Source organism: Sphingomonas adhaesiva (genome assembly GCF_002374855.1).
GTDB classification, from domain to species: Bacteria; Pseudomonadota; Alphaproteobacteria; order Sphingomonadales; family Sphingomonadaceae; genus Sphingomonas; species Sphingomonas adhaesiva.
On sequence record NZ_NWVC01000001.1, the window covers coordinates 295,112 to 319,499 of the forward strand.

A 24,388-nucleotide genomic window follows, 5' to 3' on the forward strand; every position below is an offset into this window, starting at 1 on the left:
GCGCCTAGGGTCCGCGCGCCTTTCCAACAGCGTCCGGATCCCATGACCCATCCCCGTTTCAAGCGCATCCTCCTGAAACTGTCGGGCGAAGTGTTGATGGGGGCCGACGGTCTGGCGATCGACCCCGCCGTCACCGCGCGCGTCGCGGAGGAGATCGCCGACGTGAAGGCGCAGGGCTATGAGCTGTGCGTCGTCGTCGGCGGGGGCAACATCTTCCGCGGGCTGGCCGCCGCGGCCAAGGGGTTCGAGCGCGGCACCGCCGATTACATGGGCATGCTGGCGACGGTGATGAACGCGCTGGCGGTGCAGAACGCGCTGGAGCAGATCGGCGTCGACACGCGCGTCCAGTCCGCGATCCCGATGCAGTCGGTGTGCGAACCGTTCATCCGCCGCCGCGCGGAACGGCACCTGGAAAAGGGCCGCGTGGTGATCTTCGCCGCGGGCGTCGGTTCGCCGTTCTTCACCACCGACAGCGGCGCGGCGCTGCGTGCCGCGGAGCTGAACTGCGACGCACTGTTCAAGGGCACGTCGGTGGACGGTGTCTATGATGCCGATCCGAAGAAGGTGGCGGGCGCGACCCGTTACGAAACCGTCAGTTACGACACGGTTCTGGCAAAGAACCTGAAGGTGATGGATGCCAGCGCGATCGCGCTGTGCCGTGATTCGAACATCCCGATCGTCGTCTTCAACATCCGCGAACACGGCAATTTCGCCGCCGTGCTGCGCGGAGAGGGCGTGTCGACCGTGGTGCAGAAAGAGATGGAGACCAAGTAATGCCCGCGTATGACAAGGCCGACCTGGAGCGGCGCATGAACGGTGCGGTCGAATCGCTGAAGGGCGATCTGGGCGGCCTGCGCACCGGGCGCGCCGCGGTGTCGCTGCTCGATCCGGTGACCGTCGAGGTCTATGGCGCTCACATGCCGCTCAACCAGGTGGCGACCGTGTCCGCGCCCGAGCCGCGGATGCTGTCGGTGCAGGTGTGGGACAAGACCAATGTCGGCCCCGTGGAAAAGGCGATCCGCTCGGCCGGGCTGGGGCTGAACCCGATCAACGACGGCAACACGCTGCGCCTGCCGATCCCCGACCTGACCGAGGAGCGGCGCAAGGAACTGGCCAAGCTGGCCGGGCAATATTCGGAAAAGGCCAAGGTGGCGGTGCGCAACGTGCGCCGCGACGGCATGGACGCGCTGAAGACCGACGAGAAGAAGGGCGTGTTCGGCGAGGACGAGCGCAAGCGCCACGAAGCCGAGGTGCAGAAGCTGACCGACGCGACGATCGCCGACATCGACACGGTGGCGGCCGCCAAGGAAAAGGAAATCCTCGGCAAGTGATGGCCGTGGGGGCCAGGGGCGCGCGCAGGTGATGGCGACCGCGGCGGCATCGCAGCCGGTGGCGCAGCACATGCCGCGCCACGTGGCGATCATCATGGACGGCAACGGCCGCTGGGCCGCGCAGCGCCACCTGCCGCGCGCCGCCGGGCACCGTGCGGGGGTGGAGGCGGTGCGCGCGGTGACGCGCGCGGCGCGTGCGATGGGCGTGCAGGCGCTGACGCTCTACGCCTTCTCCTCCGAAAACTGGCGCCGGCCGGCTGAGGAGGTCAGCGGGCTGATGGGCCTGTTGAAATTCTTCATCCGCAACGACCTGGCCGAACTGGTGCGCGAGAATGTGCGGCTACGCGTGATCGGCGACTATCGCCGTTTCCCGGCCGACGTCGTCGCGCTGGTCGACGATGCGCTGGGGCGGACCGCCGCGAACACCGGCCCGATCCTGGCGATCGCGCTGAATTACGGCGCGCAGGCCGAACTGGTCACCGCGGCGCAGCGGCTGGCGGCGCGCGCCGCGGCGGGCGCGATTCCCGTGGAGGCGATCGACGGCGACGCGATCGAGGCGGAGCTGGAAACGCGCGAACTGCCCCCGCTGGACCTGCTGATCCGCACGTCGGGCGAACAGCGGCTGTCGAATTTCCTGTTGTGGCAGGCGGCCTATGCCGAATTGCTGTTCGTCGACACGTTGTGGCCCGATTTCGGCCCCGACGATCTGGCCGATGCGATCCGCGCCTTCGGTCAGCGCCAGCGCCGCTACGGCGGGCTGTGAGCGACCGCGCATGAGCGATCCGTCGCCGTCATCCTTTCCGCCGACGCCCGATGCGGCGCTGCGCACGCCGTCCAACCTGCGCCTCAGGATGATCGCCAGCGTCGCGATGATCGCGGTCGCCAGCCTTGCGCTGGTCCTGGGCGACATCGCCTTCTGGCTGCTGGCGGTGGTGGTCGCGCTGTTCATGATGGCCGAATGGGGCGATCTGCAGAAGGTGCCGCCCAAGACCAAGCGGCTGGCGCAATTCGCGCTCAGCGTGCCGCTGGCGACGATGGCGCCGGCGTGGCTGATCCTGGAAACCCACGACTTCTTCACGCTGGGGCTGCTCGCTGGTGCCGCGTTCTTCATCGCGATCGTCACGCGGTTGCCGCGGCTGGCGCTGGGCGTCGTCTATTGCGGGCTGCCGGTGCTGGCGCTGGTGTTCCTGCGCCGGCAGGACGACGGGCTGCTCTATGCCTTCTGGGCGATGGCGCTGGTGTGGGCGTGCGATATCGGCGCGTTCTTCGCCGGGCGGTCGATCGGCGGGCCGAAGCTGGCGCCGCGTCTGTCGCCGAACAAGACCTGGGCCGGGCTGGGCGGGGGCGTGCTCGCCGCCGGCGCGCTGGGGCTGCTGCTGTGGGCGCAGGCGGGGCTGCCCGGGCTGCTGGCCGCCATGTCGCCGCTGCTGGCGGTGCTGGCGCAGGGCGGGGACCTGTACGAAAGCTGGCTGAAGCGCGTCGCGGGCGTCAAGGATTCGGGCAATGTCCTGCCCGGCCATGGCGGGGTGCTGGACCGGATCGACGGACTGGTCCCGGTCGCGCCGGTCGCCGCAATGCTGGTCGCCATTCCGCAGATATTCTCATGAGGACGGTGACGATCCTGGGGGCGACCGGATCGGTCGGCACCTCCACGCTGGACCTGGTCGAGCGTGAGCCGGAGCGGTTCCGCGTCCGCGCGCTGACCGCGCATCGCGACGTCGCCAAGCTGGCTGCTGCCGCGATCCGCACCCGCGCGGAAATGGCGGTGGTCGCGGACGAGGCATGCCTGCCTGCTCTGCGCGAGGCGCTGGCAGGCACCGGCATCGCCGCGGCGGGCGGCGAGCAGGCGGTGTGCGAGGCGGCGGGATCGGGCGCCGACTGGACGATGGGCGCGATCGTCGGCTGTGCCGGGCTGAAACCGGTACTGGCCGCGATCGAGCGTGGCGGCACCGTGGTGCTGGCCAACAAGGAGCCGCTGGTGTCCGCCGGCGCGATCGTGATGGCCGCCGCGCGCGACCATGGCGCGACGGTGCTGCCCGCCGACAGCGAGCATAATGCGATCTTCCAGTGCCTGGACATGATGCGGCCCGAACGGGTCCGGCGCATCATCCTGACCGCCAGCGGCGGGCCGTTCCGCGACTGGTCGCTCGACCGGATGGCATCGGTCACCCCGGCGCAGGCGGTCGCGCACCCCAATTGGTCGATGGGCGCGAAGATCTCGATCGACAGCGCCACGATGATGAATAAGGGGCTGGAACTGATCGAGGCGGCGGTGCTGTTCCCGGTCGAGCCGGCGCGGATCGAAATCGTGATCCACCGCCAGTCGGTGATCCATTCCATGGTCGATTATGTCGACGGGTCGATGCTGGCGCAGCTGGGGCCGAGCGACATGCGCGTGCCGATCGCGCATTGCCTGGCGTGGCCGGACCGGATGGCGACGCCGATGGAGCCGCTGGACCTGGTGAAGCTGGGCCGGCTGGATTTCGAGGCGCCCGATCCCGTGCGCTTCCGCTCGCTGGCGCTGGCGCGCGCGGCGGTGGAGGCGGGCGGCGCACGCCCTGCGATCCTGAACGCCGCGAACGAAGTGGCGGTGGCGGCATTTCTGGCGGGTAACATCGCGTTTCTTGAAATCGCCGCAATCGTGGACGATACGTTGCAGCGCTATGATCCGGCCGCGCCGGACACGCTCGACGCGGTGTTGCACGTCGATGCGCGGGCGCGGGAGTTCGCCGGTGAGCGCGTGAAGGATTGCGTGGCTTGATCCAGACCCCCGGACTGCTGCTGACCCTGCTGGCCTTCGTGCTGGTGATCGGCCCGCTCGTCTTCGTGCATGAGCTGGGCCATTATGCCGCGGGCCGCTGGTTCGGGATCAAGGCGGACGTCTTCTCGATCGGTTTCGGGCGCGAGATTGCGGGCTGGACCGACCGGCGCGGTACGCGGTGGAAGATCGCGTGGCTGCCGCTGGGCGGCTATGTGAAGTTCGCGGGCGATATGAACCCCGCCGGACAGCCCGACGCCGACTGGCTGGCGCTGCCCGTCGAGGAGCGTCGCCGGACCTTCCAGGCAAAGCCGGTATGGCAGCGCGCGATCGTCGTCGCCGCCGGGCCGGTGATCAATTTCGTGCTCGCGATCCTGATCCTGGCGGGCTTCGCGCTCGCGTACGGCGATGCGCAGACGCCCGCCGTGGTGGGGCAGGCGATGCCCGGCACCGTCGCGCAGCAGATCGGCCTGCGCGCGGGCGACCGCGTCACCGCGCTGGGCGGGCGCCCGGTCGAAACGTTCGAGGATATGGTGCGGTTCGTGAAGATCCGCGCCGGGGAGCAGGTGCGCGTCGACTATGTGCGCGACGGCGCGCCGATGCACGTCGACGCGACGATCGCGACACAAGTGCAGCGCGACCGCTTCGGCAACGAATTCCGCGTCGGCCTTCTGGGCATCCGCCCCGCCGCGCCGGTGGTGCGGCAGGTCGGCGTGCTGGAGGCACCGGTAATCGCGGTGCAGCGCACCGGGCAGATCGTGCAGATGATGGTCGAGACGATCGGCCAGATCGTCAGCGGGCGGCGTTCGGTGAAGGAACTGGGCGGGCCGCTGTCGATCGCGAAGGTATCCGGCGAGCAGATCACGCTGGGGCCGGAGGCGTTCGTTTTCCTGATCGCGCTGGTTTCGATCAATCTGGGGTTCATCAACCTGCTGCCAGTGCCGATGCTGGATGGCGGGCACCTGCTGTTCTATGCGATCGAGGCGGTGCGGCGGCGGCCGGTAGCGCCGCAGACGATGGAATGGGCCTATCGCGGCGGGTTGATGGCGGTTCTGGCGCTGATGCTGCTGGTGACGTTCAACGATCTCGGCAACTTCGGCCTGTGGCGGCATCTGGCCTGCTTGATCGGTTGACCAAGGTAAGGCAGGGCGACGCTGCGGCGCTCTGCGGTTTCTCTCGGGTGGGATTTTGGTGACGGTGCTCAACGTTTCGACTTCGCGGGCGCGTGCCTCGGCGACCTTGCTCGGGTGCACGATGCTGGCCGGCGTCCCGCTGGCGGCAGCGGCGCAGACCGCACCGGCCCCCGCATCCGCTCGGGCTGCAACCCCCGCATCCGCCCCGGCGGCCCCCGTCGCCGCCCCGGCGGCGATCAAGACGATCAAGTCGCTGCGCGTCGACGGCACGCAGCGCATCGAGCCGGAAACCGCGCTCAGCTACACCAAGCTGCGGCAGGGGCAGGCGTATACCAACGAGACGCTCGATCAGGCGATCAAGGACCTGTACGCCAGCGATCTGTTCGCCGACGTGACGATCGCGGGCGCCGACACCGGCGACATCGTGATCCGCGTGCGCGAAAACCCGATCATCAACCGCGTGATCCTGGAGGGCAACAAGCGCCTGAAGGAAGACAAGATCACCAAGGAGATCCGGCTGAAGCCGCGCCAGATCTTCACCCGCTCCGCCGTCCGCGCGGACGTGGCGCGGATCGTCGAGCTGTATCGCCGCCAGGGTCGCTTCGCCGCCAGCGTCGAGCCGAAGATGGTCAGCCTGGACCAGAACCGCGTCGACGTGGTGTTCGAGATCACCGAGGGGCCGAAGTCGAAGGTCCGCCAGATCAACATCCTGGGCAACGAGGTGTTCAGCGACAGCAAGCTGCGCGCGCAGATGGCGACGAAGGAAGCGCGCTTCTTCCGCTTCCTGTCGTCGGGCACCTCCTACGATCAGGACCGGCTGGCCTATGACCAGCAGAAGCTGCGCCAGTTCTACCTGACCGAAGGCTATGCCGATTTCCGCGTGACCTCGGCGGTCGCCGAGCTGACGCCGGACCGCAAGGACTTCATCATCACCTATGTGGTGGAGGAAGGCCCGCGCTACAAATTCGGCGACGTCACCGTCGACAGCGACATCCGCGACTTCGACGGGAAGAAGCTGGCGGCGACGCTGCCGGTCAAGAAGGGCGACTGGTACAACGCCAAGATGGTCGAGGACACCGTCGACAACCTGAGCGAGACCGCCGGGCTGTTCGGCTATGCCTTCACCGAGGTCAGCCCGGAATTCCAGCGCGACCGCGACGCGCTGACCATGTCGATCAACTTCCACATCGGCCAGGCGCAGCGCACCTATGTCGAGCGCGTCGACATCACCGGCAACACCCAGACGCAGGACAAGGTGATCCGGCGCGAGGTGCGTCTGGCGGAGGGCGATGCGTTCAACAGCTTCCAGGTGAAGCGGTCGCAGGACCGCATCAACTCGCTGGGCTATTTCCAGGACAAGTTCGAGATCAAGCAGACGCCGGGGTCCGCCCCCGACCGCGTCGTGCTGGAATCGAACGTCGAGGAAAAGTCGACCGGCGAACTGCAGCTGTCGGCGGGCTTCTCCAGCCTCGAACGGTTCATCATCCAGGCCAATATCACGCAGAACAATTTCCGCGGGAAGGGCCAGACGCTGCGCGCCGGCGTCAATTATTCCAGCTATTCCAAGTCGATCGAGCTGGGCTTTACCGAGCCTTACGTGTTCGATCGCAACATCGCGCTGGGCGTCGACATCTTCCGCCGCGATTTCAACGCGTTCAACTTCATCGGCACCGACCGCAACACGACGTACAGCCAGGTGTCGACCGGTTTCCAGGTGCGCACCGGCGTGCCACTGACCGAATATTGGCAGCTCGCCGGCCGCTACACCTTCTCCTACGACGAAGTGGGGCTGGACCAGGCGACCTTCTTCACCAACGGCGCGTGCGACCGGTTGAAGGCGGGCAATTACCTGTGCGACGCGCTGGGCAACCGCCTGACGTCGAGCGTCGGCTACTCGCTGATCTTCGACAGCCTCAACAGCCGCCTGCGGCCGACCGCCGGCCAGCGGTTCACCTTCAGCCAGGATTTCGCCGGGCTGGGCGGCGACGTGCGCTACATCCGCACTCGCCTGGAAGGATCGAAGTTCTGGGGCATCGGCGGCGGCTTCGTCGCGTCGCTGACCGGTGAGGGCGGCTATATCCACTCGCTGGAATCGTCGCGTGGCCCGGGGATCGACAAGATCCGCATCACCGACCGCTTCTACCTGGGCGAGCCGCAGTTCCGCGGCTTCGACATCCGCGGCGTCGGGCCGCGCGTGCTGCGCCAATATTATACCAACGACGCCAGCGGCAAGCAGGTGCTGGTGACCGACCGCGACCAGATCGTCGACGACGCGCTGGGCGGTCGTGCCTATTACCTGGGCAAGCTGGAGCTGGAGATCCCGCTGGGCGCGGGCGCGCGCGAACTGGGGCTGCGCCCGTCGATCTATGCGCAGGTCGGCAGCCTGTTCAACATCACCCGCCCGCTGCCCACGGCGACCTTCCCGACCACCACGGATGCGGCAGGCAACACGATCGTCCTGCCGCTGCCGCAGCGCGACACGGCGGGCAACCCGCTGTTCACCTATGTCAATGCCGGCGGCCTGTCGGTACAGACGTCGTGCGCCGCCGGTATTCCGGATGCGTCGGGGGCGTGTAACGGCGTGGTGCCGAACAGCCCGCTGATCGCGTCGCAGCCGTTCAAGGAAACCTTCCTGGGCAATTCGGCGCAGCCGCGCGTGTCGGTCGGCATCGGCGTCAACTGGAATTCGCCGTTCGGGCCGCTGCGCATCGATCTCGCCAAGGCGCTGGTGACGCAGCCGGGCGACGACAAGAAACTCGTCACCTTCAACGTAGGGACACAGTTCTGATGACGACCTTCAAGACCCTTCTCCTCGCCGCCGCGCTCGCCGCGCCGGCCGCGATCGTCTCGACCAGCGCGACCGCGCAGGTCGGCGGCGTCGCCGTCGCCGATCCCGAAGCGGCGGTCGCCAATTCGAAGGCGTGGGCGACCGCCCGCACCCAGATCCAGACGACCTACAAGGCGCAGATCGACCAGGCGAACGCGCGTCGCCAGGCGATCTCGACCGAGCTGCAGCCGCTGGTCGACGCCTATCAGAAGGCCGCCGCCGCCCCCGGCGCGACCGAGGCGTCGCTGCGTTCGCAGGCGACCGCGATCCAGACAAAGGAACAGGCCGGCAATGCCGAGCTGCAGCGCCTGACCGCGCCGGCCAGCCGCGCGCAGGCCTATGCCCTTGAGCAGATCTCCGCCAAGCTGCCCGACGCGGTGAGCGCGGCAGTGCGCGCCAAGAACGTCAGCCTGCTGCTGCGCCCGAACGCCGCGCTGTTCGCGCAGCCGGCCGCGGACATCACCTCGGCGATCACTGCCGAACTGGATCGCACCGTGCCGACCGTCGGCATCACCCCGCCGGCCAACTGGCAGCCGGGCCAGCAGCAGCAGGGCGCCGCGCCGGCCGCCGCCCCCGCCGCCAGCAACAATCGCGCCCCCGCCGGCCGGTGAGCGACACCGCGACGGACGGCGCAGCGTCGAACGGCTCGATCGGGCCGTTCGACATCGCGCGCGTGATGGCGGCGCTGCCGCATCGCTACCCGATGCTGCTGGTCGACCGGGTCGAGGAGATCATTCCCGACCGGTCGATCCGCGCCATCAAGGCGGTGACGATCAACGAAGGCTTCTTCCAGGGGCATTTCCCCGGCCGCCCGATCATGCCGGGCGTGCTGATCGTCGAGGCGCTGGCGCAGGCCGCCGGCGTGCTGGCGGTGGAAAGCCTGGGCCTCGCGGGGACGGGCAAGCTCGTCTATTTCATGGCGATCGAGAACGCCAAGTTCCGCAAGCCGGTGGAGCCGGGCGTGCTGCTGAGCCTGGAGGTCGAATTCGTTCAGAAGCGCAGCAGCGTGTGCAAGTTCGCCGGCGTCGCGAAGATCGACGGACAGGTCGCGGCCGAGGCGAGCTTCACCGCGATGATCGCGGATCCGCCCAAGGCGGGCTGAGACGACCTGCCCCTGCCCGGAAGGGTAGGCGAGAGATTTTGACATCGGGCGCGCGCTGGTCTAGGCGCGCGCCTTCTCTTTTGGCTGGTCGGAAACCAGCCGCATCAGGAGTGACGCGACGTGAAGAAAGATACCCACCCCGACTATCACATGATCAAGGTGCAGATGACCGACGGCACCGTGTACGAAACCCGCTCCACCTGGGGCAAGGAAGGCGACACGATGACGCTGGAAATCGACCCCCTGGCGCACCCGGCATGGACCGGCGGCCGCGGCCAGGTGCTGGATTCGGGCGGCCAGGTCGCGCGCTTCAACAAGCGGTTCGGTGGCGGTCTCACGCTGCGCAAGTAAGCGCCGCGGTAACGTTAACCGTGAATTAGGCATGGCGGCGTAGGGTCGCCGCCATGTTCGTTGCAGAATTCGCCCTCGCCGAGCGCACCACCACCAACCGCCGCCGCAGCCCGCGCGCGCCGGTTTGCCTCGATGCACAATTGGGGGAGGGGTGCTTGCAGCGCACCTTGTGCCGCGTCGTGGACATATCGCTCCACGGCTGCCGCCTCCATGCCTATAGCAGCATGGCGCCCAATACGACGATCTGGCTGAACATCCCCGGCCTGGGCGCGATGGGCGCGGATATCATGTGGTCCGACGACCTGGTCGCGGGCTGCCAGTTCCACGCGCCGCTGACGCAGGAAACGTTCGACGGGTTCATCGCCGGCCACGGTTGAGCCGCGCTACCGTCGGGACGTCGCACGGCGATCGGACACACGCGGCGGGGACGGCCGATCAACGCGATACGGCGGCGGAAGGAATGCCTTCCGCCGCCGTTTCCTTTGGTGCCGAAGCGCGGCCGATCGTCAGCGACGCGCGGCGGGCGGCGGGGTGGCGCCCGCCGGAGGAGCGGGGGGCACCGCCCCCGCCGGGGGAGGCGGCGGCGCGCCCGCGCCGGGCGGCGGAGGCGGCGGTGCGCCGGGGCCCCCCGGCGGCGGCGGGGGCGGGGCACCTGCGCCGGGCGGCGGGGGCGGGGGTGCACCTGCGCCGGGCGGCGGGGGCGGGGGTGCGCCTGCTCCGGGCGGCGGGGGCGGGGGTGCACCGGCTCCCGGCGGCGGCGGCGGGGCGCCGACGGCATCGATGCGGCCCTGCGGATCGACCAGATAGGAGGCGCGCAGCCGCCCGTCGTCATAGCGACCCTGCACGGTCATCACGCTGCCCACCCGTACCGCGTCGCTGCCGCGTCGCCCGGCGTCCACCAGCGCGCGCCCGGTGCCGTCCTGCACCACGAACTGGTTGCCATAGGTTTCGGCGACCCGACCCTTCACGGTCACGATCCCCGATGCCTGCGGCAGCCGCGCGATCGCGGTGGGGACGGTCGGCGCCATCTCAACGGTGGGGCGGGTCAACTGCACCGCGCCCGCGCCGCCCGCGGCGCCGGCCGCCAGTAGTGCCGCGGCGGCCAGCGCCATACGGGTGCGCGGCGGCACGCGCCCCGCCAGCTTCGTTCCATCGATCATTCGTCGTCTCCTTCACGTCGGACGAATCACCGAATAGGCCCGCGGTGCCGACGCGCACTGAACCCGGCGGTTCAGTTTCGGTTTAGGCAGCGGAGGTAGGGTCAGGACCCATCACTGGCAATGATCGTGACGGAGCCGGAAAAGGCGCACGGGTAGGAGCAAGGAGGGAGCGATGCTCTTGCATCGTGACCGACGCGCGACGCCGCCGTGCGCCTTTTCCGGCCCGCCGCTGCGCGGTCGCCCGTGGAAGCCCGCCGAGCGTCGTCGCTTGCTGGCGCGTAGCCTTGGCTACGCGGCTGCGCTGCGCTCCTCGTCGGCGGGCTTCCACGGGCGATCACGACCGTTGCCAGTAATGGGTCCTGACCCTAGGCGATTTCGATGCGTATCCTGCTGGTGGAAGACGACCCCGATCTGGCCGACGCGATCGCGCGCGCGTTGCGTGCCGAACATTGCGCGGTGGATATCGCCGCCGACGGCATCGACGCGCGGCATCTGGGCGAAACCGAAATCTATGATGCGGCGGTGCTCGACCTCGGCCTGCCGGGGCTGGACGGGGCGGGCGTGCTGACCGCATGGCGCGCGGCGGGGCGCGCGCTGCCGGTGCTGGTGCTGACCGCGCGCGAGGCATGGGCCGACAAGGTGACCGCGTTCAAGGCCGGGGCCGACGACTATCTGACCAAGCCGTTCCGCGTCGAGGAACTGATGATCCGCCTGCGCGCGCTGGTGCGCCGGGCCGCGGGCCATGCGCAGCCGCGGATCACCTGCGGCGCGCTCGCCTTCGACAGCCAGACGGGGCAGTTCGAGCTGGATGGCCTGCCGCTGAAGCTGACCGCGTTCGAATGGCGCGTGCTGTCGCAACTGATCCTGCGCCGCGACGTGGTGATCGAGCGGCTGGAGCTGCTGGAGCGCGTGTACGAAGGTGACGCCGACGTCGATTCGAACAGCCTGGAGGTCATCATCGGCCGGCTGCGGCGGAAGATCGGCGCGACGATGATCGAAACCGTGCGCGGGCGCGGATACCGGCTGACATGCCCGGCGGCGGCGTGATGCGCCGCCTGCTGCCCCGTTCGCTGCGCGCGCGGATGCTGGCGCTGTCGGTCGGCGCGACGCTGCTGGCGCTGGCGTGCGCGGCATGGGTGATGGCGGGGACGCTGGAACGGTTCGTCACGCGCGGCGTCGACCAGCGGCTCGACGCGCAGCTCGCGGTGCTGGCCAGTGCGGTGGGCGACGACGGCACGGTCGACACCGCCCGGCTGCGCCAGCGGCTGGCGGTGCTGGAGGACGGGCCGGGGTGGCGCTGGCGGATCGACGGCCCGCGCGGGCGTGTCGGATCGGCGGACTTCCCGCGGCTGCAGCCGATCCTTCCGCCCGGCCCCCCGCCGCCGCCCGGCGCGCCCCCGCCGCGTGCAGAAGGTGGGCCGGTGCCGCAACAGGGCGTGGATGCCGAGGGGCCGATCCACGCACGACAGGCGACGATCGAGAGCGCGGCGGGCACGGTGACGCTGACCGCCGCCGCGCCGGCGCGGGTGATTGCGCAGCCGATCCGTGCCGCGCTGCTACCGCTGCTGTCGGTGATCGCGGCGCTGGCGGCGATCTTCGCGGTTGCGGCGTTCGTCCAGTGGCGCTGGGCGCTGCGCCCGGTGCTGGCGCTGCGCGATCAGGTCGCGGCGATCCGCCACGGCACGCGCGAGCGGGTGGACGAGGATCAGCCCGACGAACTGCGCCCGCTGGCGGCGGAGCTCAACGCGCTGGCGGCGGACGGCGCGGCGGCGCTGGCCGCGGCGCGCGGATCGGCGGCGAACCTTGCCCATGCGCTCAAGACGCCGGTCGCCACGCTGGCGCTGACCCTGCCGCCGGACGGCGCCGCCGCCGCGCAGGTCGCGCGGATCGAGGGGGTGATCCGCCACCATCTGGCTCGCGCGCGCACCGCGGCGATCGCGCGCCGCGCGCGGACCGACCTGTCTGCCACCGTCGCCGATGTCGCCGGCGCGATCGGCGCGCTGCACCGCCATGCGACGATCGCGGTCGATGTGCCCGCCGGCCTGGTCGTCGCGGTCGACGCGCATGATCTGGCGGAGATCGTCGGCAACGTCATGGACAATGCCGCGCGTCATGCGGCGGCACGGGTATCGGTGTCGGTGGCGGCGCGCGACGGCGCGGTGGAACTGACCGTCGCCGACGATGGCCCGGGCATCGCGGCGGAGCGGCGCGAGCAGGCGATGGCGCCCGGCATCCGGCTGGACGAGGGGCCGTCCGGCGACGGCTTCGGCCTCGCGATCGTGCGCGAACTGTTGTCGCTGTGCGGCGGGCAGATGGAATTGGGCGAGGCGCCCGGCGGCGGCCTGCGCGTGGCGATCGTCCTGCCGCGCCCCGCCGGATAGGTTACTCGACCATCGCCTTCATCTGTTGCAGGAACCGCGCGGCGCCCTTCCCCTCGGGCGTGTCGGCGTGCGCGCGGGCGGTCAGTGCGGCGAAGGCGGCGGCGCCGTGGCGCGGGCTGGCGAACAGCGCGGCGGCATTGTCCGCAACGGTCGGATCGCCATCGGTCAGCGTCGCGACGCACGCCAGATAGCCGACGACATTGTCGATCGCCGCCGCGTCCAGCGCGACGTGATCGACCCCCTTCGGATCGGCCAGCGACGTCGGATAGCGGCGGTAGAAGGCATCGCCCAGTGCGCCGCCGACCAGCCCGGCGGCCTTCACCTGCGCGCAATCGGGCAGCGGCAGGCCGGTGGCGGTCGTCACAGGTTCGGGCATCGGTGTCGGCTCCGCAGCGGGTTGATAGGCGCCCAGCAGCGCATCGTAGCGCGCAGCGCAATCGGTGACCGGCCAGGCGGCGCAGCTGGTGGCGCGGCTGGCGGACCAGGCGGCGCGCGCGTCGGCGCCCAGCCGCGCCGGATCGCCGCGCCCGGTGGGGGCGTCGCCGCCCGCCAGCCACGCGGCGCGGCGCTGCGACAGGCGCACCGCGGCGTCGGCGACCGCGACCTGCGCCGCCGCCCCCTGGCCGAAGGTGCCGCGCGCGATCGCATCGTCGCCCAGCGCGCGCAGCGCGGCGGCGTGCCGGGTGGCGGCCTCCGCATGGCCGGGCAGCGTGCGGGCGATCCGCGCCAGCTCGGCGTCCGCGCAACTCTGGCTCGCAGCCGGATCACCATCGGCGCGCGTGCGGCACGCCGCGAACGTGCCGTCCTGCGTTGCCGCCACCGACGGCGTCGGGGTGGGAGAGGGGGCGGGGGCAGCGCCACAGGCGGCGAGCGCCAGCAGCGCGGCGGGGGCGACGGGCTTCCACGACATGGCCGATGCCCCTAGCGCACGCGGCGCGGCATCCAAAGCCCGCTCACCGCAGCAGCGACCGCATCGCCGGCACCGCGACGCCGGTGCTGTCGTTCATGAAGCGCGTCACGTCGATCCGCCGGTCGATATAGTCGGACAGCCAGTTGCGATACGCCAGCGGCTCGCTGCCGCCCGCCGCGTCCAGGTATCGCTGGCGGCTGGCGGCGGGGACGTTCGCCTCGAACGTGGCATCGCGCAGGTAACGCATGTCGCCCGACAGGAAGCCGCGCGCGCCGCCCAGCCCTTCGTGATGCGCGACATAGCCATATTTGGCGAGCGCCGCCGGGTCGGCATCCGCGGGAATCGCCCCGCTGCGCGTCAGCGACGACAGGTTCTGCCGCGCGTAATCGGCACCCGCCAGGATCGACAGCCGCGCATCGGTGCGCAGCGCCAGCAGCCCCGGTTCGTCGACGACGCGGTTGTTGGCATCGACCACGCCCGCCGCCTTCGCCTCGGCATTCAGGATGCCGCCGGCGCGGGTCGCCTCGCCGATCCACGTGCCCTTCAGGAACTGCGTCATGCCGACCGCGCTGGACGTGCCCGCCGCCGCGTCGTCGCGCCACACGCCATTGGCATCCTTCAGCGTTTCGGCGTCGATGATCGCGGCGACCGTCTGCGGCGTCATGCCGGTGCGCGTCGCGGCTTCCACGATGGCGTCGCGATAGCGATCGTTGGCGCCCAGCCGCAGGTTACCGGGGGCATAGGCGCCGTCCGCCGCGGCCGTCGGAGCCGCGGCGGCGGCGGGGGCCGCATCGGGCTTCACATAGACGCCCGTTAGCACCCGCCCGCGTCCCTCCAGCCCGTTCGCCGCGCTGCCGGTGCGCGCATTGGCGGAGGCATAGTCGCTGGCAAAGCCCGTCCCGGTGCGGATTTCGATGTGGCCGTATTTCGCATTCCTGTCGACCGCGCCGGGGGCCGCGCCATAGACCAGCACCGCTCCCTTGGGGGCGTCATAGGGCGATCGGATGGCGTTGCCCGGCTGGTTCAGCAGGTTGACGAACCCGCGCGCCTCCAGCGTCGGGCCGGCGTCCTTCGCGGCGACGCCGGGCAGGTAATCGGGCACCGCACCGGCCTGCTGCAACGCCGTCTTCACCCAGGCGTAGCACTTGCCGATCGACTGATGCCCCGCTGCCCGCGCCGCCGCGATATCCGCCGCGCGCAGCGATGCGGCACCGGGCGCCAGGGTCGCGCCCGCCGCCGCCGGGGTCGGTGCCCCGGCAGCGGCGGCGGCCGGCGCTACGACCGGGCCTGCGCTCGACCCTGCACTCGGGGCGGGGCTGCCTGCGATCGACAGCCGCTGGCCCGGATGGATCATGTTCGGGTTGGCGATATGGTTGCGCTGCGCCAGCGCCGCGACGCTCACCCCGGCGCCCCGGGCGATGCCCGACAGCGTCTCGCCACTGCGCACCACATGGACGCGAGGCGCGTCGGGCAGTTCGATCCGTTGCCCGACGCTGAGCCGGTCGGGGTCGGGCAGGCCGTTGATCCGCGCCAGCGTCTGCCAGTCGGTGCCCGCCGCCTTTGCGATCTGCGACAGCGTCTCGCCAGCCTTGACGATATGGACTCCGGCATCGCCGCGGAACTGCGACAGCGCGCGGCCGCCGGCCATCAACCGATCGAGCGGCCCGGGGGCGGCACCGGCTGCGGCGTTCGCCCCGTCCAGCGACGCGCGCGTCGTACCGGCCACATTCACCCGCGATTCCACGCCGACCATCGATCAACTCCACCGTAATGCGGCGCGACGATAGGGCGGACAAGGCGGCCGCGTCTGTAAGCGGATCGATTAGGGCGGCTATGCCACCGTTACGGTAGCGGTCGCGCCACGCTGTTGGTACGCAAGGGGTCGCGTCCATGGAGTCGCGGCGGTGTCACGCCGCCGCTGCTCGATCGGAACGGGGCAACGATTGGAGAGCAGCGATGGCGAAATCACCGGAAAAGACTGCCAAGGGCGATACCAAGGCGACGGCGAAGAAGGCGAAGCCCGCCGGCGGCGCGCGCGGCGGCATCACCGCCCCCGTCACCCCGTCCGCCGACCTCGCCGAGATCGTCGGCAAGAAGGACCTGCCGCGCAGCGAGGTCGTCAGCAAGGTGTGGGAATATATCAAGAAGCACGATCTGCAGGACGCCAAGGACCGGCGCCAGATCAACGCCGATGCCAAGCTGGAGAAGATCTTCGGCAAGAAATCCGTCTCGATGTTCGAGATGAACAAGCATCTCAGCGCACATCTGACCGCGCCGAAGGGCTGACGCGGGGCGGGCGGTCCCAGCTGCCCGCGATCCCGTCCGATCCCTCCAGCGCGCGATTGAAGCGCCCCCGTTTTTGTGAAACGGACGTGCCGATATCAGCGGGGAGGGGACGATGGCTTTCGATCTGAGCGGGCGCGTCGCGTTGGTGACCGGCGCGTCGTCGGGCCTTGGCGCGCATTTCGCGGAGCGGTTCGTCGCCGCGGGCGCGAATGTGGTGGTCGCCGCGCGGCGGCTGGACGCGGTTCAGCGACTGGCGGAACGGCTGGGCGACCGCGCGCTGGCGGTGGCGATGGACGTCACCGACGATGCCTCGATCGCGGCGGCCTTCGATGCCGGGGAGGCGCATTTCGGCACGATCGACACCGTCATCGCCAATGCCGGGCAAAGCAACCCCGGCCGCTCCACCGACGTGGCCACCGCGGCGCTGCGCGCGACGATCGACGTCAACCTGACCGGCGTGCTGCTGACCGCGCGGGAGGGCGCCCGGCGGCTGATCGCCGCGGGCGCGCGCGACACCGGGCGCGGGCGCATCGTGCTGATCGGATCGATCACCGCGCACGAGACCGGCACCGGCGACAGCGCCTATGCCGCGTCGAAGGCGGCGGTGGCGCATCTGGGCCGCAACCTGGCGCGCGAATGGGTGCGCGCCGGGATCAACGTCAACGTGATCCAGCCCGGCTACATCCGCACCAACATCAACGGCGACTGGTTCGAGACGGAGGGCGGGAGGGCGCAGATCGCCGGCTTCCATCGCCGCCGGTTGATGCCGATCGACGGGCTGGACGACCTGCTGCTGTATTTCGCGTCGGATACCTCGGCGATGGTGACCGGTTCGGTGATCGACGTGGACGACGGCCAGTCGCTGTAGTCGGCTAGTCGAGCAGCGCCAGCGGAAGCCGCGGGCTGACCACCTCGCGCAGCACGAAGCCTGATTCCATCCGGGTGACGCCGGGCAGCCGCGACAGTTCCTCACGGTGGATCGCGGCGAAATGCGTCAGGTCGCGCGCGCGCACCGTCACCAGATAATCGTCGTTCCCCGACATCAGGTCGCACCGCACTACCGACGGGCTGGTGGCGATCGCGGCCTCGAACGCCTCCAGCACGTCCTTGCGCTGGCTTTCCAGCGTCATCTTGATGTGGACGATCGTTCGGTAGCCCAGCCGCGCCAGGTCGACGCGCGCCTCGTATCCGGTGATGACCCCGGCTTCCTCCAGCGCGCGCTGCCGCCGACCGACCGCGCTCGCCGATCGCCCGATCGCGTCCGCCAGCATGAAGGCCGTCGCACGCGCATTGGCGAGCAGCAGCGCGATGAGTCGACGGTCGATCCGGTCGAGGGCGGGATATTCCTGCGTCATGGTGCCGATTGGCGCACAGATGCGGCGCTATGGCAAGAGAAGCGCGCACACTTCGCGCGGATCGTGCGCGGCGCTTGCGTTACGATCGTCTCCATTGCGGAGACGGAGAGAAACGATGCGTGTCGGTGTTCCCAAGGAAATCAAGAACCATGAATATCGCGTCGGCCTGACGCCCGGTGCGGTGCGCGAATATGTCGCGCGCGGGCATGAGGTGATCGTGGAGACCAACGCCGGCGCGGGGATCGCCGCCGGTGACGACACCTATCGCGCGGCCGGCGCGCGCATCGTCGACACCGCCGCCGAGGTGTTCGCCACCGCGCAGATGGTGGTGAAGGTGAAGGAGCCGCAGCCGAGCGAATGGGTGCAGCTGCGCGAGGACCAGATCCTGTTCACCTACCTGCACCTGGCGCCTGATCCGGAGCAGGCGAAGGGGTTGCAGGCATCGGGCGTGACCGCGGTCGCCTATGAGACGGTCACCGATGCGCGCGGGCACCTTCCGCTGCTGGCGCCGATGAGCGAGGTCGCCGGGCGGCTGTCGATCGAGGCGGCGGGCACCGCGCTGAAGGCGGTGAACGGCGGGCGCGGCGTGCTGATCGGCGGCGTGCCGGGCGTGCAGCCGGCGCGGATCGTCGTGCTGGGCGGCGGCGTGGTCGGCACCCATGCCGCGCGCATGGCGGTGGGCCTGGGCGCCGAGGTCACGATCATCGACCGGTCGATCCCGCGCCTGCGCGAGCTGGACGAGCTGTTCCAGGGCCGGGTGCGCACGCGCGTCTCGACGCTCGAATCGATCGAGCATGAGGTGTCGGAGGCCGATGCGGTGATCGGCGCGGTGCTGATTCCCGGCGCGTCGGCGCCCAAGCTGGTGACGCGCCCGATGCTGGGGCTGATGCGTCCACGCGCCGTGCTGGTCGACGTCGCGATCGACCAGGGCGGCTGTTTCGAAACCAGCCACGCGACCACCCATGCCGAGCCGACCTACGAAGTCGACGGCGTGATCCATTATTGCGTCGCCAACATGCCCGGCGCGGTGCCGCTGACGTCGAGCCACGCGCTCAACAACGCCACGCTGCCCTATGGCCTGGCGCTCGCCGATCGCGGCTATGCCGCGGCCGAGGCCGATGCCGGGCTGATGGAGGGCGTCAACGTGCGCGGCGGGAAGATCGTCAACCGCGTCGTGGCGGAAGCGCTGGGCCAGGCGTGACCGGTCGGGCGCGTCGCCGTATGGCGGCGCGCCGGCCTCTTTCAGGACCCTATGGTGCGGGATATCGGCCGTCCGTCTCGCGGAGCGTCGCTCGACGCGCAGGGCGGCCGTGGAACGAGGCAAGGGAGGAAGCGGCCGGCCGCTCCCTCCCCGCCGGTCAGCTTAGTTGCTGTCCGAGCCGTCGTCGGCGATGATGACGATGCCGGCGACAACCGCCGCCGCCGCCAGGATCGCGACGATCACGCCGCCACCGGCGACGTCGTTCTTCTTGGCCGACGCGGTCGACGCGCGGGCCGACTTGGCGACCGACAGGCTGGCAGCCGGGTTGGCCGGAGCGGCCATCGCCGGGGCAACCGCGAGCGACGCGGCGGCAGCGGCGGCGAGATAGGTACGAAGCTTCATACGATACTCCCTCGATAGGAGTTCGCCGCATCTCACGAAGCGCGCGATACTGCAACGGCGAAGCGGCAGGATGTGCGCGATCAGATGCCCGCTGCGCCGATTTGTGGCCGGCGGGCGACTGTCCTGCGTCGTCTTGGAAGAAAAAACACCCGCGGATCGCGCGATCCGCGGGTGTCGTCGTGAAGATTTCGACCGATCAGGCGGCGAACTGGTTCATCGTATTATGGACCCCGCCGGCCTTCAGCGCGGCCTCTCCGGCGAAATATTCCTTGTGATCGTCGCCGATGTCGCTGCCCGACATGTTCTGATGCTTGACGCAGGCGATGCCCTGGCGGATTTCCTGTCGCTGCACGTTCTTGACATAGCCCAGCATCGCCGCGTCGCCGAAATACTCCCGCGCCAGATTGTCGGTGCTGAGCGCCGCGGTGTGATAGGTCGGCAGCGTGATGAGGTGGTGGAAAATGCCCGCCCGCGCCGCCGCATCCTTCTGGAACGTGCGGATATTCTCGTCCGCCTCCTGCGCCAGGTCGGTCGCGTCGTAATCCGCGCTCATCAGCTTTGCACGATCATATCCGCCGACGTCGCGGCCTTCCCCGACCCAGCGGTCGTACACCTGCTGGCGGAAGTTCAGCGTCCAGTTGAAGCTGGGCGAGTTGTTGTACACCAGCTTGGCATCGGGGACGACCGCGCGGATGCGATCGACCATGCCGGCGATCTGCTCGATATGCGGCTTCTCGGTCTCGATCCACAGCAGGTCCGCCCCGTTCTGCAGGCTGGTGATGCAGTCGAGCACGCAGCGGTCGGCACCGGTGCCTTCGCGGAACTGGAACAGGTTGGACGGCAGCCGCTTGGGCCGCATCAGCTTGCCCTCGCGTTCGATCACCACGTCGCCGCGCAACTGCGTGACGTCGGTCACCTCCTCGCAATCGAGGAAGGCGTTATACTGGTCGCCGATATCGCCCGGCTCCTTCGAATAGGCGATCTGCTTGGTCAGCCCCGCGCCCAGCGAATCGGTGCGGGTCACGATGATGCCGTCGTCCACGCCCAGTTCCAGGAAGGCGTAGCGGCAGGCGCGGACCTTCGCCAGGAAGTCCTCGTGCGGGACGGTGACCTTGCCGTCCTGGTGGCCGCACTGCTTCTCGTCGGACACCTGATTTTCGATCTGCAGCGCGCAGGCGCCCGCCTCGATCATCTTCTTGGCCAGCAGGTAGGTCGCCTCGGCATTGCCGAAACCGGCGTCGATGTCGGCGATGATCGGGACGACATGCGTCTCATACTGGTCGATCGCGTGGATCAGCCGCTGCGCTTCCACCTCGTTGCCGGTCTCGCGCGCCTTGTCGAGATCGCGGAACATCATTCCCAGCTCGCGGGCGTCGGCCTGCTTCAGGAAGGTGTACAGTTCCTCGATCAGCGCGGGCACGCTGGTCTTCTCGTGCATCGACTGGTCGGGCAGCGGGCCGAAATCGCTGCGCAGCGCGGCGACCATCCAGCCCGACAGGTACAGATAACGGCCCTTGGTGGTGCCGAAATGCTTCTTGATGCTGATGAGCTTCTGTTGCCCGATGAAGCCGTGCCAGCAACCCAGCGACTGGGTGTAGTTGGCCGGATCGGCGTCATAGGCGGCCATGTCGCGGCGCATGATCGCGGCGGTGTATTTCGCGATGTCGAGGCCGGTGTTGAAGCGGTTCTGCAGCTTCATGCGCGCGACCGCTTCGGCGTCGATCCCGTCCCACGTGCCGTTGCGGGCACCGATCGCTTGCGCGGCGGAGGCGATATGGTCCTGATAGCTCACGTGCGGGATATCCTTTTCATGCGGTCGGGGCGCGCCAGGAATGTCCGCCGATGCCGTCGCGGCACCGGCGGGACACCCTTCCTCCCCAGGAAGTGATGAGGGGATGGCCTCAGCCGAGGCGGCCGAGGCGGTGGTAGAGCGCGGAGAACTTCGAGGAGCGCGGATCGTCGGCGATCTGGCGGACGTAATGCGCGACGGCTTCCTTCATCAGGCCGAAGTCCTCGGTGGAGAAGACGGCGCGGCTGCGGGCGGGTTCGTTGGTCATCAGGTGTCTCCTTCCGTGTGAGACGTGTGATAATCCACGAATCGCCGCGCCATGAGACAATTTGCACCGGTTTCGTGTCGCATCGTCGCCGCAAATGCGGTAAATCTCCGTCACGATGTAAAGTATTTACAGGGGTGGCAATGGCGCGGGAGAAGGTGCTGGCGGGACATGCGGTCAAGCGGCTGCGTCGCCGGCTGGGGCTGACGCAGGCGGCGATGGCCGAGACGCTCGACATTTCCCCCAGCTATCTGAACCTGATCGAGCGCAACCAGCGCTCGCTGCCGGCCGGGCTGCTGGTCGAATTGGCCGAACGCTATGATTTCGACGCGCGCGCGCTCGCGGCGGGGGAGCCGGGGGGCGGGGCCGATGCGGTGCGCCGCCGGCTGGGCGACCCGATGTTCGCCGATATCGACATCGACCGTGCCGAGGTGGAGGAATGGCTGGCCGCCGCGCCGGGCGGGGTGGAGGCGTTCGCACGTGCGTTCGACCGGATCGGCGGTGGCGGCGGGGTCAGCGCCGCGCCTGCCGCGACCGGCGACGATCCTTCCACCGCCGTCCGCCGCGAGATCGAGCGGTGGCGAAACCATTTTCCCGATCTGGACGCCGCGGCGGAGGCGATCGCCGACGACCTGCGGCTGGTGGCGGCCGACCTGTACGGCGCGCTGGTCGAGCGGCTGCGCGTCCGCCACGGCCTGGCGATCCGCATCCTGCCGGTGGAGGTGATGCCCGACCTGCTACGCCGGCTGGACCTGCACGCGCGGCAATTGCAGCTGAGCGAGCGGCTCGACCCGTCCGCGCGCACCTTCGCGCTGGCGTTCCAGCTGGCGCAGTTGGAGGCACGCACCGAGATCGAGGCGCTGGCGCGCGGCGCGGGCTTCTCGGATCGCGCGGCGGAGCGGCTGTTCCGCCGCCACCTCGCCAGCTATTTCGCCGCCGCGATCATGATGCCCTATGCCCGTTTCCTGCGTGCGTGCGAGGCGACCGGCTATGACGTGGACATCCTGCAGCGCCGTTTTGGCGCCGGGTTCGAACAGGTCGCACACCGGCTCACCACCTTGCAGCGCGTCGGCGCGCGCGGGCTGGCGTTCTTCATGATCCGCATCGACCGCGCGGGTCAGTCGTCGAAGCGGTTCGCGGGCGCCAGCCAGTCGCCGCTGGTGGAGGGGGAGGCGCGCTGCCCGCTGTGGCGGCTGCACCACGCCTTCGACCGCGCCGGTCATGCCGTGACGCAGCTGGTCGAGCTGGAGGACGGCGCGCGCTGGTTCACGATCGCGCGCGCGGTGACGGCGCAGGGCGGCGCGGTGGGGGCGGGGGCCAATGTCGTCGCGGCCGAGTTCGCGATCGGGCTGGGCGTCGCGGCGGGGCAGGCGGGTGCACTGGCGGCGGCGCGCGGCGTCGATCTGGACGGCGCGGCGACCCCGATCGGTGCCGGGTGCCGGATGTGCCACCGCAGCGCCTGCCCGCAGCGGTCCGCGCCGCCCGCCGGCCGCGCGCTGTTGGTCAACGAACGCGAGCGCGGGGTATCGGCATGGGGGTTCGCCGGGGACTGAGGCGCCTCAGCGCAGCTTGGCGATCGACAGCCCGTCGGCCTTGGCGCGGTCCCTGGTCGATTCCTCGCTGCGCTTCAGCGCCTTGGCGATCGCCTTCAGCGCCATGCCCTTCTTGGCGAGCATGTGCAGCTTCTGGATCTCGTCGGCGGTCCACGGCTGGCGGTGGCGCTCGAACGTCTCGCCCTTGGCCATCAGAACACCGCCAGCGCGGCGTGGAGCAGATGGGCGACGAGCGCGGTTGGGGAGGCGAATGGCAGCATCAAGCGACGCTGTAGCCGATCGAGCGTCGCCTGCGCCAGACCGTTGGGGATCGACGGCGCGACATCACGCGCAGGATGCCCGCGTGCATGAAAAAGCCTCCCCCGTGTCGTTACGGGGGAGGCTTCTCACATGTCGATCGGCGGCGCTGTCAGGCCGGGAAGATCGACGCCCACTTGCGCACCGGGCGGTCCTTCCACAGCCCGCGGTGATAGGCGTCCGACGCCAGCAGCGGCATCACCGAGCCGGCTTCCGCGAACACCATCTGTTCGATCGCGGTGTTCACCTTGCCCCAGCTGGCCGCTTCCTGCAGCGTCGAGGACGAGCAGGCGCCGTCGCGCACGTCGGCGACGGTGATCTGCACCGCATATTTGTGCACCTCGACGTCGTGGTGGCCCAGGATCTCGGCGCAGACGACGGTATCCTGGATGAAGTTCTTCGGCACGCCGCCGCCGATCATCAGCAGGCCGGTGACGCCCGCCTCGATCTTGATCTGCGTCAGCTCGCGGAAGTCGGCGATCGCGTCCAGCACCATGTACGGGCGGCCTTCCTTAGCGGCATCGACCTGGTGCTTGACCAGCCCGAACCCGGCCGAGCTGTCGACGAACGCCGGGCAGAAGATCGGCACGTCATGCTCATAGGCGAGCTTGACGAGGCTGTTCTCCTTCTTGCCGTGCTCGGCCAGATACTTGCCCATCTCGCGGATGAAGGCGCGCGAGGAATAGGGCTTCGGCTCCAGCGACTCGGCGATCTTGTTGATCGTGAAGTCGCAGTCCTGCAGCTGCTCCTCGTCGATGTACGTGTCGTAGATGCGGTCGATGTACAGCGAGCGCAGCGTATCGTCGTCCGGGATTTCCAGCGCCTGGTAATGCTTGTGGCCCAGCCCCTCGAAGAAATCCATGTCGACGATCGACGCGCCGGTGGCGACGATCACGTCGACCATGTTGTTGCGCACCAGGTCGGCATACAGGTCCATGCACCCGCCCGCCGAGGTCGAGCCGGCGATGACGAGGCAGACAGTGCAGTCCTTGTCGGCCAGCATCTGGTTGTAAATCTTCGTCGCGCGGCCCAGGTCGCGGCTGGTGAAGCTCATGTCGGCCATCGCATCGACGATCGGGCGCGCGTCGAAGCTCTTGATGTCGATATGCTTGACCGTCTTCGACAGCAGTTCCGCCTTGCGGGTGTCGTTGATCGGCGCGTTGGCGGCCGCGGTCTTGGTGAGGGTGTCGGTCATGGGTGGCTCCCACAGGGTAACGCACGTCGTTGAGGGGGACGCGAAAACCCGCACGGCGGCGGCGCGGGGAAACCCCGCACCGCCGCCGAATC

General features: G+C 69.6%; 26 protein-coding genes. 17 read left to right on the forward strand and 9 right to left on the reverse strand.

What is annotated here, in order from left to right:
- Positions 1–42: 42 nt before the first annotated feature.
- The 11 genes from pyrH (at position 43) to COA07_RS01520 (ending at position 9,879) form a co-directional block, all read left to right on the forward strand.
- Positions 43–774: a UMP kinase gene (gene pyrH / locus COA07_RS01470; RefSeq protein ID WP_066709086.1), complete on the forward strand. Its 732-nt coding sequence runs from the start codon at positions 43–45 to the stop codon at positions 772–774.
- Positions 774–1,331 carry a ribosome recycling factor gene (frr, locus tag COA07_RS01475; protein WP_066709098.1) on the forward strand — a complete coding sequence of 186 codons (558 nt, stop codon included), beginning with the start codon at positions 774–776 and terminating at the stop codon, positions 1,329–1,331. The genes pyrH and frr overlap by 1 nt, the downstream gene beginning before the upstream one ends.
- A 31-nt stretch (positions 1,332–1,362) precedes the next feature.
- The gene (locus COA07_RS01480) at positions 1,363–2,094 is read left to right on the forward strand and encodes an isoprenyl transferase (protein ID WP_066709101.1); all 732 of its coding nucleotides are present in this window, start codon (positions 1,363–1,365) and stop codon (positions 2,092–2,094) included.
- Between the two features lie 10 nt (positions 2,095–2,104).
- The gene (locus COA07_RS01485; protein WP_066709103.1) at positions 2,105–2,938 is read left to right on the forward strand and encodes a phosphatidate cytidylyltransferase; all 834 of its coding nucleotides are present in this window, start codon (positions 2,105–2,107) and stop codon (positions 2,936–2,938) included.
- Positions 2,935–4,092: a 1-deoxy-D-xylulose-5-phosphate reductoisomerase gene (locus COA07_RS01490; protein WP_066709113.1), complete on the forward strand. Its 1,158-nt coding sequence runs from the start codon at positions 2,935–2,937 to the stop codon at positions 4,090–4,092. The genes COA07_RS01485 and COA07_RS01490 overlap by 4 nt, the downstream gene beginning before the upstream one ends.
- Positions 4,089–5,222, forward strand: coding sequence for an RIP metalloprotease RseP (gene rseP / locus COA07_RS01495; protein WP_066709115.1), 1,134 nt, complete (start codon positions 4,089–4,091; stop codon positions 5,220–5,222). Before COA07_RS01490 ends, rseP begins: the two co-directional genes overlap by 4 nt.
- A gap of 121 nt (positions 5,223–5,343) precedes the next feature.
- Positions 5,344–8,010: an outer membrane protein assembly factor BamA gene (gene bamA / locus COA07_RS01500; protein WP_083956791.1), complete on the forward strand. Its 2,667-nt coding sequence runs from the start codon at positions 5,344–5,346 to the stop codon at positions 8,008–8,010.
- A complete protein-coding gene (locus COA07_RS01505; protein WP_066709117.1) occupies positions 8,010–8,660 on the forward strand; it encodes an OmpH family outer membrane protein in 651 nt (216 codons plus the stop codon). The genes bamA and COA07_RS01505 overlap by 1 nt, the downstream gene beginning before the upstream one ends.
- The gene (gene fabZ, locus COA07_RS01510) at positions 8,657–9,151 is read left to right on the forward strand and encodes a 3-hydroxyacyl-ACP dehydratase FabZ (RefSeq protein WP_255266756.1); all 495 of its coding nucleotides are present in this window, start codon (positions 8,657–8,659) and stop codon (positions 9,149–9,151) included. The genes COA07_RS01505 and fabZ overlap by 4 nt, the downstream gene beginning before the upstream one ends.
- 120 nt (positions 9,152–9,271) lie before the next feature.
- Positions 9,272–9,502, forward strand: a complete 231-nt coding sequence (rpmE, locus tag COA07_RS01515) for a 50S ribosomal protein L31 (RefSeq protein ID WP_066485170.1) — start codon at positions 9,272–9,274, stop codon at positions 9,500–9,502.
- A 53-nt stretch (positions 9,503–9,555) separates the two neighbouring features.
- A complete protein-coding gene (locus COA07_RS01520; protein ID WP_066709119.1) occupies positions 9,556–9,879 on the forward strand; it encodes a PilZ domain-containing protein in 324 nt (107 codons plus the stop codon).
- Between the two features lie 129 nt (positions 9,880–10,008).
- Here the strand turns inward: COA07_RS01520 and COA07_RS18670 are convergent, their stop codons facing one another.
- Positions 10,009–10,662: a hypothetical protein gene (locus COA07_RS18670; RefSeq protein ID WP_169924217.1), complete on the reverse strand. Its 654-nt coding sequence runs from the start codon at positions 10,660–10,662 to the stop codon at positions 10,009–10,011.
- A 378-nt stretch (positions 10,663–11,040) separates the two neighbouring features.
- Between COA07_RS18670 and COA07_RS01530 the strand changes: the two genes are divergently transcribed.
- Entirely contained in the window at positions 11,041–11,709 is a 669-nt protein-coding gene (locus COA07_RS01530) for a response regulator transcription factor (RefSeq protein WP_066713832.1), read from the forward strand.
- Positions 11,691–13,043 (forward strand): sensor histidine kinase, encoded by a 1,353-nt coding sequence (locus COA07_RS01535; protein ID WP_245841947.1) that lies wholly within the window; start codon positions 11,691–11,693, stop codon positions 13,041–13,043. Before COA07_RS01530 ends, COA07_RS01535 begins: the two co-directional genes overlap by 19 nt.
- A 1-nt stretch (position 13,044) precedes the next feature.
- Here the strand turns inward: COA07_RS01535 and COA07_RS01540 are convergent, their stop codons facing one another.
- Together COA07_RS01540 and COA07_RS01545 are read right to left on the reverse strand one after the other, a co-directional pair.
- Positions 13,045–13,953, reverse strand: a complete 909-nt coding sequence (locus tag COA07_RS01540; RefSeq protein WP_096640362.1) for a hypothetical protein — start codon at positions 13,951–13,953, stop codon at positions 13,045–13,047.
- 43 nt (positions 13,954–13,996) lie between these two features.
- Positions 13,997–15,706, reverse strand: coding sequence for a LysM peptidoglycan-binding domain-containing protein (locus COA07_RS01545; protein WP_096640364.1), 1,710 nt, complete (start codon positions 15,704–15,706; stop codon positions 13,997–13,999).
- Between the two features lie 203 nt (positions 15,707–15,909).
- Here COA07_RS01545 and COA07_RS01550 point away from each other — a divergent pair, with 203 nt between their 5' ends.
- Together COA07_RS01550 and COA07_RS01555 are read left to right on the forward strand one after the other, a co-directional pair.
- Positions 15,910–16,239 (forward strand): SWIB/MDM2 domain-containing protein, encoded by a 330-nt coding sequence (locus tag COA07_RS01550; RefSeq protein WP_066711692.1) that lies wholly within the window; start codon positions 15,910–15,912, stop codon positions 16,237–16,239.
- Between the two features lie 112 nt (positions 16,240–16,351).
- Positions 16,352–17,107, forward strand: a complete 756-nt coding sequence (locus tag COA07_RS01555) for an SDR family NAD(P)-dependent oxidoreductase (protein ID WP_066711691.1) — start codon at positions 16,352–16,354, stop codon at positions 17,105–17,107.
- A gap of 4 nt (positions 17,108–17,111) precedes the next feature.
- Here the strand turns inward: COA07_RS01555 and COA07_RS01560 are convergent, their stop codons facing one another.
- A complete protein-coding gene (locus COA07_RS01560) occupies positions 17,112–17,594 on the reverse strand; it encodes an Lrp/AsnC family transcriptional regulator (protein WP_066711690.1) in 483 nt (160 codons plus the stop codon).
- A gap of 115 nt (positions 17,595–17,709) precedes the next feature.
- On the opposite strand from COA07_RS01560, the gene ald reads away from it, so the two are divergent.
- The gene (gene ald / locus COA07_RS01565) at positions 17,710–18,795 is read left to right on the forward strand and encodes an alanine dehydrogenase (protein WP_066711689.1); all 1,086 of its coding nucleotides are present in this window, start codon (positions 17,710–17,712) and stop codon (positions 18,793–18,795) included.
- Between the two features lie 162 nt (positions 18,796–18,957).
- Here ald and COA07_RS01570 read toward each other — a convergent pair whose 3' ends face one another.
- The 3 genes from COA07_RS01570 to COA07_RS18140 all read right to left on the reverse strand — a co-directional run bounded on the left by COA07_RS01570 (position 18,958) and on the right by COA07_RS18140 (position 21,254).
- Positions 18,958–19,197 (reverse strand): hypothetical protein, encoded by a 240-nt coding sequence (locus COA07_RS01570; RefSeq protein WP_066711688.1) that lies wholly within the window; start codon positions 19,195–19,197, stop codon positions 18,958–18,960.
- 196 nt (positions 19,198–19,393) lie between these two features.
- Positions 19,394–20,989, reverse strand: a complete 1,596-nt coding sequence (locus COA07_RS01575) for an isocitrate lyase (protein WP_066711687.1) — start codon at positions 20,987–20,989, stop codon at positions 19,394–19,396.
- Between the two features lie 109 nt (positions 20,990–21,098).
- A complete protein-coding gene (locus COA07_RS18140) occupies positions 21,099–21,254 on the reverse strand; it encodes a hypothetical protein (RefSeq protein WP_169803552.1) in 156 nt (51 codons plus the stop codon).
- A 140-nt stretch (positions 21,255–21,394) separates the two neighbouring features.
- Here COA07_RS18140 and COA07_RS01580 point away from each other — a divergent pair, with 140 nt between their 5' ends.
- Positions 21,395–22,804: a helix-turn-helix domain-containing protein gene (locus tag COA07_RS01580; RefSeq protein ID WP_096640366.1), complete on the forward strand. Its 1,410-nt coding sequence runs from the start codon at positions 21,395–21,397 to the stop codon at positions 22,802–22,804.
- Positions 22,805–22,810: 6 nt separating this feature from the next.
- On the opposite strand, the gene COA07_RS01585 is transcribed toward COA07_RS01580, so the two are convergent.
- Complete coding sequence (locus COA07_RS01585; RefSeq protein WP_066712863.1) at positions 22,811–22,996, reverse strand: hypothetical protein; 186 nt, start codon at positions 22,994–22,996, stop codon at positions 22,811–22,813.
- Positions 22,997–23,213: 217 nt separating this feature from the next.
- A complete protein-coding gene (locus COA07_RS01590; RefSeq protein ID WP_066491101.1) occupies positions 23,214–24,296 on the reverse strand; it encodes a 1,9-bis(guanidino)-5-aza-nonane synthase in 1,083 nt (360 codons plus the stop codon).
- Between the last annotated feature and the right edge of the window lie 92 nt (positions 24,297–24,388).